At 69.9% G+C, this 15,556-nt stretch carries 1 protein-coding gene (running past one end of the window); it reads right to left on the bottom strand.

Annotated elements, in window-relative coordinates; all coding sequences use genetic code 11:
- Positions 1-31 precede the first annotated feature (31 nt).
- Positions 32-15,556: the 3' portion of a non-ribosomal peptide synthase/polyketide synthase gene (locus tag JWS14_RS33255; RefSeq protein WP_420855149.1), read on the bottom strand. 18,222 nt of this gene lie beyond the right edge of the window; 15,525 of the gene's 33,747 nt are visible here — the last part of the coding sequence; its start codon lies off the right edge, out of view — the gene reads right to left on this strand; it ends in the stop codon at positions 32-34.

Below are 15,556 nucleotides of genomic sequence, written 5' to 3'. Positions count from 1 at the left end.
GCGGAGCCTTCCCACCACGGGCGCTCGGAGATCAGTTCCCGGACCGCTCCTCGGCCTGAGCCACGAGCGCGGTGAGCGCCGCCACCCAGAACTGCCCGAACCGGTCCACGTCCGGCGCCGAGAGGATGCCGGGCGGGAACGACATGAACGCCGACAACTGCAGGCCCTCAGCAGTTTCCGAGATCACCGACTGGATGTCGAGAACGGCCTGGGCGGGCATCGCACTCTTCTCGAACCCACCCGTGACGGGAGATTCGAAGTCGGGCAGCCAGTCGAGTCCGCGGACCGCCTCGGGAACCTCGGCGGCGCTGACGCGTCCGATGTAGTTGAACACGATCTGCGGTTCCGGCCAGTTCCTCATCACCGACGTCGTGTCGGGGTTGAGGTACCGCAGCAGTCCGTATCCGATTCCTCGGTCCGGGATCGCACGCAGCTGATCCCGCACCGCGCGCACCGCGTCCGCGGCGCCCGCACCGCCCCGCAGGGCGTCGGCGATGTCGACCCCGGCGAGATCGAGCCGTGCCGGGTACATCGTGGTGAACCAGCCGACCGTCCGCGACAGATCCGCACCCGGCACCGCGGACTCTTCACGTCCGTGACCCTCGAGCGTGACCACCATCGACGAGGCCTCGACTCCGCGGTCGCGCCGCCACGCGGCCACCGCCAACGCGAGGGCCGCCGCGAGGACGTCGCCGATCTCACCGTCGAGCGCACCCGGCGTGCCGCCCAGCAACGCCTCGGTGACCGGTGCGGGCACGTCCACCCGGGTCCGTTCCAGCGTGCTGACCAGATCGGTGCGCAGGTCCAGCTCACGCGATCCGAGCAGCGGATCCGGAGCGGTCAGCATCCGTTCCCACACCGCGAGTTCGGCCACCCGCTCCGGTGTCGCCGCCGCCTCGAGCAGACCGTCGGTCCACCGCCGCAGCGACGTTCCGACCGGCTCCAGCGACGGCGTCGTGCCTGCGGCGATCTGGGCGCCTGCGGTCGCGAAGTCCGGCACCAGGATCCGCCACGACACGGAGTCGATGACGAGGTGGTGCGGCACGACGAGGAGCCGTCCGCGCCGATCCGCCTCGGCGGGGTCGAACCAGACGAACTGGAGCATCGACCCGGTGCGCGGATCGAGACGATCCAGCGCCGCATCGAATGCCCCGCCCGCCACCGCGTCGAACTCCGGCGAACCGGGCTCGGCGCCGGCCGCGATCTCCACCCGCTGCACGGTGGCGTCGAGATCGACGCTGCCCGCAGGTGCGATCTCGAGCGCGTCCCCGGCACCGTCCGTGACCAGTGTCGACCGCAGCACGTCGTGCTGGTCGACCACCGCGGTGATCGTCGCGATCACCTGCTCGCGTTCGATCCCGGCGGGCAGTGTCAGCAACAACGGCATGACGAATCGGTCGAAGTCGCCGCCGCGCTCGACCATCTTGCGGGCGACCGGGGTCAGCGGCACCGTTCCGACGCCGCCCTCCTCGTACTCGGCCAGTACCGCTGCCGCGGACTCGCCCGAATCGGCCACTGCTGCCAGCTCGGCAACGGTGCGCCGCTCGAACACATCGCGCGCCGTGAAGTGGATACCGGCCGAACGCGCCCGCGCCACCAACTGGATGGACACGATGCTGTCGCCGCCGAGTTCGAAGAACGAGTCGTCGATGCCGACGCGCTCCCGGCCGAGCAGCTCCCCGAACACGGTGGCGAGTGCCCGTTCGGTGTCGGTGCGCGGCGCGCGGAACTCGGCCGCCGACGCGAAGTCCGGCACCGGCAGCGCGCGCCGGTCGAGCTTGCCGCTGGTGCCCAGCGGAAGCTCCGCGAGAACCATCACGGAATCCGGGATCATGTACTCGGGCAACGATTCCGCGACGAACGCATTCAGCGCCGCCTGGTCGATGGCCGCGTCAGGCCTCGGCACGAGATAGGCGACGAGCCGCGCGCCCACCTCACTGGTGTGCACGATCACGGCTGCCTGCGCCACGTCGCCGTGCCGGACGAAGGCCTCCTCGACCTCGCCGAGCTCGATGCGCAGTCCGCGCACCTTCACCTGGAAGTCGGTGCGGCCCACGAACTCGAGGGCACCGCTCTCGTTCCACCGGACGAGGTCACCGGTGCGGTACATCCGCACACCCGGATCACCGAACGGGTCGGCGACGAACCGTTCCGCACTCAGCACAGCGCTGTTGACGTAGCCGCGCGCGAGTTGCGCGCCGTCGAGGTACAGCTCGCCGGGTACACCGATCGGCGCCGGGTTCAGGTGGGCGTCGAGCACGTAGGCCCGCGTGTTCCAGGCCGGCGAACCGATCGGTGCAATCGTCGCCGTCCCCGACCGGTCCACCACGTGGGCCGTCGAGTTGATGGTCACCTCGGTCGGGCCGTACAGGTTCACCAGCTCCGCGGAGCCGAGTCCTGCAACCCGCTCGGCGGCCGACTGCGGCAGCGGCTCACCACCCGCGAACACGAGCCGCAGCGAACCGCACCCGTCGGCGGTCGCGGCGTCGAGGAACATGGTGAGCACGGACGGGACGAACTGGATCACCGTCACCGATTCCGTGTCGACCGTCGCGGCCATGTACTCGGGATCGCGATGACCGTCCGGTGACGCGATCACGAGGGTTCCGCCGACCACCAACGGCAGGAACAGCTCCCATACGGAGGCGTCGAACGTGAACGGCGTCTTCTGCAGCACCACGTCCTGCGCGTCGATGCCGTAGACATCGCGCATCCACGCCAGCTGATTGGCCAGCGCCGAGTGCGGAATCGCCACACCCTTCGGACGTCCCGTCGAACCCGACGTGTACAGCGCGTACGCCAGGTTGTCCGGGCGCAGGTCGGCGAGCCGTTCGGTGTCCTCGATCGGACCGTCGCCATACCCGGACAGGTCGAAGTCCTCGACCAGGTACACCGGGACCTCCACGTCGAGGTTCGCGATGTCGTCGGCCGAACTCAGCACGCAGGCCGGCGTGGCGCTGTCCACCACGTACGACGTCCGGTCGGCGGGATGCTCGGGGTCGATCGGCACGTACGCGCCGCCCGCCGCGTGGACGGCGTAGAGGCTGGTCAGCATGTCGAGCGAGCGCCGCATCGCGATGCCCACCACCGTGTCCGGTCCCACCCCGATCGCCATCAGGTGCCGCGCCAGGCGGTTGACCCGCGCGTCGAACTCGGCGTAGGTGAGCCGCACGTGGTCCGCCACCACGGCGGTCCGATCGGGTGTGCGCGCAACCTGGGCACCGAACATCGACACCACGGATTCTTCCGCGACATCGCGGCGGGAATCGTTCCATCCGGACAGGACGAGGTCGCGCTCGTCCTGCGTGAGCAGGTCCAGATCGCCCACCAGAGTAGAACTTCCGGCCGCGATGGTCTGCAGGATCCGGTTCAGCCGGGCACCGAGGCGCTCGACGGTGTCGGCGCCGAACACATCCGGAAGGTACTTCAGGACCAACTGCAGTTCGCTGTCCGACTGCGCCAGCAGGCTCAGCGGGTAGTGCGAGGCGTCGCTGATCTGCACCCCGGCGACCCGCAGGCCGTCGATGTCGCTGTCCTCGGTGAGTCCGGCCCGGTCCACGGGGTACGACTCGAACACCGTCAACGTGTCGAACAGCCCGCCGATTCCGGCGATCTGCTGGATCTCGGGGAGACCGATGTGGTGGTGGTCGAACAGAGCGGACTGTTCCGCCTGCAGCCGCTCGAGCAGTCCGAGGATCGACTCGCGGGGATCGACGCGCACCCGGATCGGGATGGTGTTGATGAACAGACCCACCATCGACTCGATGCCCGCGACCTCCGGTGGGCGGCCCGACACGGTGGCGCCGAAGACGACGTCGTCGGACGCGGTCATCCGGGCCAGCAGCAGACCCCACGCCGCCTGGACGATCGTGTTCATCGTCAGGCCGCGATCCCGCGCGATGCGCGCCAGGTTCTCGCTCACCACCTCACCGAGATGCAGTGCGATCTCGGCGGGCTCGGGACGGTCCTCGCCGGCAGGCGCCGGGGCCAGGACGGTCGGCCCGTCCAGCCCGGCCAGTGCGTGCGCCCAGGCGCTGCGCGAGGCGTTGGCGTCGCGTTCGGACAGCCAGCTGAGGAAGTCACGGTAGCCGCGGACTCGCGGCAGCACCGAGCCGTCTCCGCGGGTCGCGTACAGCACCAGCAGGTCCTTCATCAGCAACGGCATCGACCATCCGTCGAGCAGGATGTGGTGGTTGCTGATGGAGAACCGGTAGCTGCTCTCCCCCGTGCGGATCAGCAGGAACCGCATCAGGGGCGGACGGCCCATGTCGAACCGCGCCGAACGGTGTTCGCTCAGAACGGAACCGATCCGCTCCTCGCGGTCGGCCTCGGACAGCGCCGACAGGTCGAGTTCTTCCCACGGCAGTGCAACGTGGTCGACGACCACCTGGACCGCGGTCCCCGAATCGTCGGGGACGAAGGCGGTGCGCAGGTTCGCGTGCCGGGCGATCAACGCTTCCGCCGCGCCGCGGAGGCGGCCGGTGTCGACGACGCCGCGGAAGTCGAGCACCACCTGAGCGGTGTAGACGTCCACCGCGTCCTCGGCGAGAACGGAATGGAAGAACATTCCGGACTGCAGCGGAGCGAGCGGCCACACGTCGGTCGCGGCGGGGTAGCGCCGTTCGAGCGCCTCGAGGTCGTCCTGCGTCACGGTCACGAGCGGGACGTCGGACGGCGTGAGACCGCCGCTCTCCGGCCCGGACGCGTGCTCGGCGAGCGCGGTCGCCGCGGCGTGCCACAGCTCCGCGAACTCCCACACGTCCGCCTCGTCGAGAATCTCGGTGGCGAAAGCGATCTTGGCCTCGATCTGCGGGCCGGACGCCGTCTCCGACGTCACGGCGTTGATGCTGAGCACCGCAGGCGCCACCATCTCGTCGTCCATGGCGCCGCCGAACTCACCCGAGTCGCTGTCCGGAATCCAGCCGAGATCCCGGATCTCGGCGGGCAGATCCACCGAACCCGCCCGGCCGAGGTAGTTGAACCCGATCTGCGGAGTCGGCAGCGACGCCAGCGCCGGAGCGGTCTCGTCGTTGAGGTAGCGCAGGAGGCCGTAGCCGATGCCCTTGTCGGGCACGGCCAGCAACTGTTCCTTGACGGCCTTCAACGCAGAACCCGCCGAGATGCCGCCGTCGAACGCGTCGGCGAGATCGGCCCGCGACACGTCCAGCCGCACCGGGTACAGGCTGGTGAACCAGCCCACCGTGCGGGCGAGGTCGGCACCGGGAACGGTCGACTCTTCGCGGCCGTGTCCCTCCAGGTTGATCAGCACCGAACGATCCGTGGTGCCGCCGCGAAGTTCACGCCAGCGCGACACCGCGAGGGCGAGCGCCGCGAGCAGGCCGTCGTTGACGCCGCCGTTCACGGACTGCGGGATCGTGGTCAGCAGCGCCTGCGTCACCTGCGTCGAGAACGTCATGCTCAGGCGGTCGGTCCGGGCGATCACGTCGCGTTCCGGATCGAACGCGCGCCGTCCGATCAGCGGATCGGTTCCCGCGAGCATGCCGCGCCAGACGTCGAGTTCGGCCACGCGGTGCGGAGACTTCGCTTCCTCGGCGAGTCCGTGCGCCCACGCCCGGACGGAGGATCCGACCGGTTCGAGCTGCGCGGGCGCTCCCGCCATGATCTGCGAACCCGCGGTCGCGAAGTCCGGCAACAGCACTCGCCAGGACACCCCGTCGACGACGAGGTGGTGCGCGAGCACCAGCAGGCGTCCGCTCTGACCCGGCAACGACTCCGCCGGGGCGAACCACACGAACTGCGTCATCCGGCCCGCCGCCGGATCGAGGCGGTCTGCGGCACGACTGAGAGCCGCGCGGGCCAGCCGCTCGAACTCGTCGGTGCCCGGCTTGTCGGTGAACTCGATCTGCTCGATCAGCTCGTCCGCGTCGAACGCGCGTCGAACGGACAGCGACTCGAACGACCAGTCGTCCCCGACCCGCGTGAGCCGGGAGCGGAGAATGTCGTGGCGCGCCAGGATCGCGTCCACCGTGTCCGCGAGCTGATCTCGCGTGACGGCGGGCGGGGTGGTCAGCAGGACGGCCTGCGAGAACTTCTCGAAGGTTCCTGCAGTCTCCACGAGCCAGTGCGCGATCGGGGTGAGCGGCATCGGTCCGACGCCGCCGCCCGGCAATTCCTCGAGCTTCACCGAGTCGACCTCGGTGGCCCAGGCGGCCACCTCGGCCAGCGCCGCCACGGTCTTGCGTTCGAAGACGTCGCGCGCGGTGAACAGCACCCCGGCGTTCTTCGCCCGGGTCGTCAGCTGGATGGACACGATGCTGTCGCCGCCGAGAGCGAAGAACGAATCGTCGACGCTGACCCGGTCGACACCGAGGACCTGCGCGAAGACGTCGGCGATGGCCTTCTCCATCGGCGTCGACGGCGCGGTGTATTCACTGGCGACCGACACGAACTGCGGCTCGGGAAGCGCCTTGCGGTCGAGCTTGCCCGCGGGTGTCAGCGGCACCGAGTCGATGGCCATGATCGACGACGGCACCATGTACCCGGGCAGGGTCTCGGAGACGAACGCCGACAGCTCGGCGACGTCGATCGACGCGCCCGATGCAGGCATGACGTACGACACGAGCACGGTCTGCCCGGTCTGCTCGCGGTGGTGGCCGAGCGTGACCGCGAAGTCGACACTCGGGTGCCTGCCGAGTTCGGCGTCGATCTCTCCGAGTTCGATGCGGAATCCGCGGACCTTCACCTGGAAGTCGGAACGGCCGACGTAGTCGAGGACGAGGTCGCCCGTCTCGTCGTCGTGCACCCAGCGGACGACGTCGCCGGTGCGGTAGAGCCGCTCACCGGGACCGCCGAACGGGTTGGCGACGAATCGCTCTGCCGTCAGGGCGAACCGGTTGTGGTAGCCGCGGGCCACACTCGGACCCGCGACGTACAGCTCACCCGCGACACCCACCGGGACGGGCGTGAGCCGGGAATCGAGAACGACCACGTCGACGCCCCGGGTGGGACCGCCGATGGTGACGGGCCGATCCGCCGTCATCGGGTTGCTCGACGTACTCCAGATCGTCGCCTCGGACGGGCCGTACAGGTTGAACATGCGCCTGCCCGGTGCCCACTTCTGCATGAGCTCCGGCGGGCAGGCCTCACCGGCCACCGACAGCACCTCGATGCCTTCCAACCCGGCCGGGTCCACCGTGGTGAGCGCGGCGGGTGTGATGAAGGCGTGCGTGACCTTCTGCTTCTTCAGCAACCGGGCGAGTTCGTCTCCGCCGTACACGACACCGGACGCGATGACCATCGTCGACGCGGCGGCCACGGCGTGCAGCAACTCGAAGACGGAGGCGTCGAAGCTGGGCGAGGCGAAGTGCAGCACCCGCGACTGCGGGGTGAGCCGGAGCCGCTCGACCTGCTCGGTCGTGACGTTCGCCAGGCCCGTGTGGGTGACGACGACGCCCTTGGGCAGACCCGTCGATCCCGACGTGTAGATCACGTACGCCGCGTCGTCGACCCGGGTCGGACGGATGCGGTCCGCGTCGGTGACGGCCTCGTCCGACACGGACGCGCACAGTTCGTCCATCTCGTCCGCGCCGAGCACGAGCCAGCGCACGGTGTCCGGGAGTTCGGCGACGTGGGCGCCGGTGGTGAGACCGATCTCCACGCGGGAGTCCGTGACCATGTGCAGGATCCGGTCGAACGGGTAGCTCGGATCGACCGGGACGAACGCCGCCCCGGTCTTCGCGACCGCCCAGATGGAGAGGATCGATTCGACGGAGCGTGTCAGTGCCAGCGCCACGAAGTCGTCGGCGCCGATGCCCCTGCCGATGAGAACGCGGGCGAGACGGTTCGAGCGCTCGTCGAGTTCGCGGTAGGTGACCTGGTCGTCGCCGCACACGACGGCGACGGCGTCCGGGTTCACCGCCGCGGCAGCGGCGAGGATGCCCGCCAGCAGCTCGGGTGCGGCGGTGTCCGCGCCGCGCACCGGAGCCAGCACGGCGTGCTCGTTCTCGCTGAGGACGTCGATGTCGCCGATCAGCACGGACGCGTCGGCGGTGATCGCCTCGAGGATGCGCTGGAAGCGGAACGCGAACGACGCGATGGTGCGCTCGTCGAACAGATCCGTCGCGTAGGTGAACACGCCGCGCATCGGCGCGTCCCCGTCCGCGCCTGCCGCGTCGGCGAGCGTGAGCTGCAGATCAAACTTGGCGGCGTTGATCCCACCGTCGAGTCCCTCGACCGTCAGGCCGGGCAGTTCGAGGTGCGCCTGCTCGATGTTCTGGAACGCGAGAGCGACCTGGAACAGCGGCGAGAATGCGGTCGAGCGTTCCGGCTGCAGGATCTCGACCAGCCGCTCGAACGGCACGTCGGTGTGCGTGAACGCGCCGAGGTCGTGCTGACGCACCTGCGCGAGGAGGTCGGCGAACGTCGCGTCGACGTCGACCTGCGCGCGCAGCACCAGCGTGTTGACGAACATGCCGACCAGGTCGTCGAGTGCGGCCTCGCCGCGGCCCTCGATCGCGGTACCCACCGCGATGTCGTCCGTGGCGCTGAGCCGTGCGAGCAGCACCGACAGCGCCGCGTGCGCGACCATGAACAGCGACGCGTTGTGTTCGCGGGCCAGTGCCCCGAGCCGGTCGCGCAGTGCCGCGTCGATCTCGAAGTCGAAGTTGGCGCCGCGCATCGACTGTGCGGGCGGCCGCGGCCGGTCCGTCGGCAACGGCAGCACGTCCGGCAGACCGCTCAGCGTGGTCCGCCAGTAGTCGATCTGCTGGGTGGCCAGCGAATCCGGAGCGTTCTCGTCACCGAGCAACTCGTGCTGCCACAGCGAGAAGTCCGCGTACTGGACGTCGAGCGGAGCCCAGGCGGGTTCCGAACCGGCGGCGCGGGCGCTGTAGGCGATCACCACGTCGCGTGCCAGCGGTGCCGTCGAGGCGCCGTCGGACGAGATGTGGTGGACGACGATGACCAGCACATGCTGGTCGGCGTCGATCCGCAGGAGCCGGGCGCGGACCGGAACCGCCGTCGCGACGTCGAATCCGGCGGTGACGAGAGAGATCACGCGTTCGCGCAGCACAGTCTCGTCGGCGACGTCCTCGACGTCCAGGGCCGTGAAACTCCGGGCCCGCGACAGCACGACCTGGCCCGGTCCGTCACCGGTGTCGGGGTAGGTGGTGCGCAGCGTCTCGTGCCGCTCGACGACGTCGCCGAGTGCCTGCTCGAGCGCGGCGACGTCGAGGTGGCCGGTCAGCCTGATCGCCAGCGGAATGTTGTACGCCGCCGACGCGGTGTCGAACTGGTTGATGAACCACATGCGGGACTGCGCCGGGGACAGCGGAATCCGGGCGGGACGCGACTGCGGCACCAGAGCCGGCCGGTTCGCACCCGCCGAATCGGACTGCTCGGCGCGAGCCGACAGCGCGATCACCGTCGGCGCCTCGAACAACTCGCGCACACCGATCGACGTGTCGAGGGCTGCGTTGAGCCGGGCGACCACGCGGGTCGCGACCAGCGAGTTGCCGCCGAGGTCGAAGAAGCTCGTGTCGGCACTGACCCGCTCGTGGCCGAGGACGTCCGCGAAGACCCCCGCGACGATTTCCTCGACCGGGGTGCGCGGAGCCCGGTAATGGTCCGCGGCGCCGCCGAACTCGGGCTCGGGAAGGGCCTTGCGGTCGAGCTTGCCGTTGATGTTCAGCGGCAACTCGTCGAGCGCGATCAGCGCGGACGGCACCATGTAGCCGGGTACCGACCTACCCGCGAACGCGAGGACGTCGGCGTCGGCCACGGAACCGCCCGGCTCCGGCACGGAGTGACCGCGTGCCTCCGGCACGACGTAACCGACGAGGCGGTCGCCGGTGTGCCGGTCGCTGTGCACCACGACGACGGCCTGCGCGATCGCCGGGTGCGCGACGAGGGCACGCTCGATCTCGCCGAGTTCGATGCGGAAACCGCGGACCTTCACCTGGAAGTCGCTGCGGCCGACGTAGTCGAGGTTGCCGTCGCGGTTCCACCGCACGAGGTCGCCGGTGCGGTACATCCGCGCTCCGGCCTCGCCGAACGGGCCGGCGACGAATCGTTCCGCGGTGAGGTCGTGGCGGCCGAAGTACCCGCGCGCCAACTGCTCGCCCGCGAGATAGAGCTCACCGGTGACGCCGGCGGGAACGGGGTGCAGACGCGAATCGAGAACGTAGGTCTGCGTGTTCCATTCGGGCCTGCCGATCGGGACCGAACCGTCGCGCTCGTCGCCGCACCGGTAGTGGGTGACGCTGACGGCGGCCTCGGTGGGGCCGTACAGGTTGAAGATGTCCGCGTCGCAGACGTCCCGGAACCGGAGCACCGTGTCGGCAGGCAGGGCCTCACCGATGCACAGCACCCGGCGCAGCGACGCCAGCTGCGCGGGTTCCGCCACCGCGACGAACGCGGACAGCAGCGAAGGCACGAAGTGCACCGTCGACACCTGCTGCTCGGCGACGAGTGCGGCCAGGTAGGACGGGTCGCGGTGGCCGTCCGGTGCGGCGACGACGAGCCGTGCGCCCGCGGTCAGCGCCCACCAGAACTCCCACACCGACAGGTCGAACGTGGCCGCCGTCTTGAGCAGCACCGAATCCTCGGCGGTGAGAGGGTATTCCGACTGCTTCCACCGCAACTGGTTCGCGATCGCACCGTGCGCGATCGCCACGCCCTTCGGCCGTCCGGTCGAGCCGGACGTGTAGATCACGTACGCGGCGTTCTCCGGCCGCAGCGGTGCGGTCCGCTCCGAGTCGGTCAGCGGAGCCGGGTCGATATCGCCGAGATCCAGTTCGTCGAGGAGGAGGTAGTCGACACCACCGGGCAGTCCCCCGACGACGTCGCGGGTCGCCAGGACGCAGACGGGTTGCGCGCTCTCCAGCACGTACGCGGTGCGCTCGGCCGGATGGTCCGGGTCGATCGGCAGGTACGCGCCGCCTGCCGCGGCGATCGCGTACATGCCGACCAGCAGTTCCACCGAACGCGGAATGGCCAGGCCCACCACGGTTTCGGGGCCGACACCGCGGCCCACGAGATGCCGGGCCAACCGGTTCACCCGCGCCGAGAACTCGGCGTACGTGAGAGATTCGCCGTCGAACACGAGAGCGGTGACGCCCGGGTTCTCCGCGGCGGCGGCCGCGAACATGTCCGCCAGCGTCGTCTCCGGCAGTGCCTGCGCGGTGTCGTTCCATCCGGACACCACGAGTGCGCGCTCGTCGCTGCCGGTGAGCGGCAGGTCGCCGACCGCTGTCCGCGGCGAATCCACCGCGGCGGCCAGCACACGGCGGAACATTTCCGCGAAGCGCTGGACGGTGGCGGCGTCGAACAGGTCGGTGGCGAACGTGAACACACCCGACATCTGCTCACCCTCGGGGCTGTCCCCCAGGATCAGATGCAGATCGAACTGCGCGGTGTCGCCCTCGACGTCGAGCGGCGCGACGGTGAGGTCGGGCAGTTCCAGCTCGGCCTTCGTCGTGTTCTGGAACGAGTAGCCCACCTGGAAGATCGGGTGGTGGGCCATCGAGCGTGCCGGGTTCAGGACCTCGACGAGGCGCTCGAACGGGACGTCCGCGTGCGAGAACGCCTCGAGGTCGGCCTCCCGGGCGCGATCGAGGATCTCGTCGAACGTCTGCCGCCCGTCGACCTGCACCCGCAGCGCGAGGGTGTTGACGAACATGCCGACGACGTCGTCGAGTTCGCGCTCGCCGCGGCCTGCGATCGGGGTGCCGACCGCGATGTCCTCGGTGCCGGACAGCCGGCTGAGCAGCACCGCGAACGCGGCGTGCACGGCCATGAAGACGCTGGCGTTGTGCCTGCGGGCCAGTGCGGCCAGTCCGCGGTGCACCTCGGCGTCGACGGTGAAATCGATCCGCGACCCGCGCAGCGACTGCACGGGCGGACGCGGCCGGTCCACGGGCAGCTCGAGGAGGTCGGGCAGGCCCGCGAGGGTCTTCGTCCAGAAGCCCAGCTGGGCGGCGATCAGGCTGTCCGGGTCGTCCTCGCTGCCGAGGAGTTCCCGCTGCCAGATCGCGTAGTCCGCGTACTGCACCGGAAGCGGCGCGAAGCCGGGTTCGTGGCCCGCCGCCCGGGATGCGTACGCCACCATGACGTCACGCACGAAGGGGGCGGTCGATTCGCCGTCGGTCGACACGTGGTGCACGACGAGTGCCAGCACGTAGTCCTGCGGACCGGCTTCGAACAGTCGCACCCGGATCGGCGGCACATCGGCGGTGACGTCGAATCCGGTGGACACCATCTCCACCAGCTGCTCACGCAGTTCGGTCTCGGTGACCGGAACGGGTGCGACGTCGATCGGCACCTGCGCGGCCGGGAGGATCACCTGGTGCGGGCCGTCGGCCGAATCCGGGTAGATCGTGCGCAGCGACTCGTGCCGCCCCAGCACGTCGAACACCGCGGACTGCAGTGCGTCGACATCCAGCGCGCCGGTCAACCGGACTGCGAGCGGGATGTTGTAGGCGGGCGAGTCCGGGTCGAAGCGGTTGATGAACCACATCCGGGACTGCGCCAGCGACAACGGGACGAAGGCAGACCTCTCCCGTGGTGCGAGGACGGGCCGTGGCCGGACGTTCTCGTCCGGGGTGGCGATGCGGGCGGCCAGGCCCGCGACCGTCGGGGCCTCGAACAGTTCCCGCACGCCGATGCGGAGGCCGAAGACCTGTCCGGCCCGCGACACGACCCGGGTGGCGCTCAGCGAGTTTCCGCCGAGATCGAAGAAGCTGTCGTCGACGCTGACCTGCTCGAGTCCGAGCACGTCCGCGAAGATGCCCGCGATCGTCTCTTCGGCGGGTGTCGTCGGGGCACGGAACTCCGCACCCGCGGACACGAACTCGGGTTCGGGCAGCCGCGCCCGGTCCAGCTTGCCGATGCCGGTCAGCGGGATCTCGTCGAGGAGGATCACGACGGACGGCACCATGTACGGCGGAAGTGTGTCGCCGACAACCGTCTTCAGCGATTCCGGATCGACCGTCGCGCCGTCGGCGGGCAGGACGTACGACACGAGGGTCATCAGTCCGGCGGGGTTCTCGCGACCCACGGTCACCGCGAACTCGATGTCCGGCTGCGCGGTCAGGGCGGCGTCGATCTCACCGAGTTCGACGCGGAACCCACGGACCTTCACCTGGAAGTCGGACCGGCCGACGTACTCCACCCGATGTCCGTCCGCCCAGCGCACGACGTCGCCGGTGCGGTACATGCGGGCGCCGGGCTCGCCGAACGGGTTGGCCACGAACCGTTCCGCCGTGACAGACGGACGGTTGTGGTAGCCGCGGGTTACCGACGGACCGCAGATGTACAGCTCCCCGGGCACGCCCTCCGGCACCGGACGCAACCGCGAATCGAGGATGAGCGATTCGACGCCACGCAGCGGCGAACCGATCGTGACGCGTTCACCGGCCACCATCGGTTCGGTGATGGTGACGATGACCGTGGTCTCGGTGGGACCGTACGCATTGCGCATCTCGCGGCCGGGAGCCCACCGCGCCACGAGTTCCGGCGTGCAGGTGTCGCCGCCGACCACGACGGACGTGACGGAGTCGAGGCCGTCGGGATCGACCGTCATCAGCGCAGTCGGCGTCATGACCACGTTGGTGACCTGTTCGCGGCGGATCAGGTCGGCGAGTTCGTCGCCGCCGTAGACGTCCGCGGGCGAGATCACCAGGGTGGCGCCCGCACTGAACGCGGCGAGCATCTCCCCGACCGACGTGTCGAAGCTCGGCGACGCCACGTGCAGGAACCGGGACTCCGGCGACACGACGTAGTGCTCGCGCACCTCGCGGGTGAGGTTGGCCAGACCGCGGTGGGTGACCACCACGCCCTTCGGCTTGCCCGTCGAACCCGAGGTGTAGATGAGGTACGCGGGATGATCGACCGTCAGCGCGCGGCGCAGATCGGCGTACTCCACCGCGGCCGCACTGCGGGCAGTGATCTCCTCGGCGGCTGCCGTCTCGTCGAGGACGATCCACGGCACCGTGCCGGGCAGGTCGGTGTGATGGCGGGCGACCGTCAGTCCGAGGACCGCTCCCGAATCGGACAGCATCTCGCCGATCCGCTCGAACGGAAGCTTCGGGTCGACGGGCAGGTAGGCGCCGCCGGCCTTCGCGATCGACCAGATCCCGAGGATGGATTCGACGGAGCGCGTGATCGCCAGCGCGACATAGTCCTCCGGCCCCACACCCCGATCGATCAGGACGCGCGCCAGCCGGTTCGACTGCTCGTCGAGTTCGCGGTACGTGAGCTCACGACCCTCGAAGGACACCGCGACCGACTCCGGCGAGATCTCGACGCCCGAACGCAGCAGGTCCGGCAGCGTGCTCGGCTCGACCGACTGCGGCCCGCGGACCGGGGCGATCGCGGCCTTCTCCGCGGCGTCGAGGATCTCGATGTCGCCGAGGACCACGTCGCGGTCGGACGACACGGCGCCGAGGATCCGGACGAACCGGTCCGCGAAGCTCAGGACGGTTTGCTCGTCGAAGATGTCGGTCGAATAGTTGAACGTCGCGGCGATCCCCGCGGCGGCCCCGTCGGCGTAGCGCTCCCCGACGCTGAGCTGGAGGTCGAACTTGGCGACCTCGAGCGGGGCGTCGAGCGCGGAGATCCCGAGGCCCGGGAACTCCATCCGGACCGACTCGTTGTTGTCGAACGACAACGCCACCTGGAACAGCGGCTGGTGCGCCGTCGACCGCGGGACGTCGAGGACCTCGACGAGGCGCTCGAACGGAACGTCGCTGTGGCTGAACGCATTCAGATCGGTGGCGCGCACCTGTGCCAGCAGGTCGGCGAAGGTGTCGTCGGGGCGCACCGACGCGCGGAGCACGAGGGTGTTGACGAACATGCCGACGAGCCTGTCGAGTTCCTGCTCGCCGCGGCCGGCGACCGGCGTGCCGATCGCGACGTCCGTCTGCGAAGACAGCCGCTCGAGCAGCACCGCGAGCGCGGCGTGCACGACCATGAACAGGGTCGTGTTCGTATCCTGGGCGATCGCGAGCAGCCCGCGGTGGGTCTGCGCGTCGATCGTGAACCGCGCCGACGCGCCGCGCAGCGACTGCACGGGCGGCCGGGGCCGGTCGGTCGGCAATTCGAGCACTTCGGGGAGCCCGCCGAGCGCCTGCTGCCAGTAACCGAGCTGGCGGGCGGCCAGCGAGTCGGGGTCCGACTCGTCGCCGAGCGACTCACGCTGCCACAGAGCGTAATCGGCGTACTGGACGGGCAGCGGTTCCCAGCCGGGGGCACTGCCGGCGGCACGCGCCGCGTAGGCGGTCATCACGTCCGTGAACAGCGGCGCCAGCGACGCACCATCGGCCGAGATGTGGTGCACGACCATCATCAGGATGTGGTCGGTGGGGTTCACCTCGAAGCAGGCGACCCGCACGGGGACCGTCTCGGTGACGTCGAATCCGGTGGCACCGAGTTCACGCAGACGCGCGAACAGGTCCTGCTCGTCCGCGACCGGGGTCGGGGTCAGGTCGGACACCACGTCCGCTGCGGGCAGCACGACCTGGTGCGCGTCCTCGTCGCCGACCGGGAAGACCGTGCGCAGCGACTCGTGCCGCTCGACGACGTCCGCCCACGCCGCATT

It is taken from the genome of Rhodococcus koreensis (assembly GCF_017068375.1).
Classification (GTDB): Bacteria; Actinomycetota; Actinomycetes; order Mycobacteriales; family Mycobacteriaceae; genus Rhodococcus_F; species Rhodococcus_F koreensis.
The sequence above is the reverse complement of the archived record's forward strand: the minus strand, read 5'-3'. Positions and strand labels throughout refer to the sequence as shown.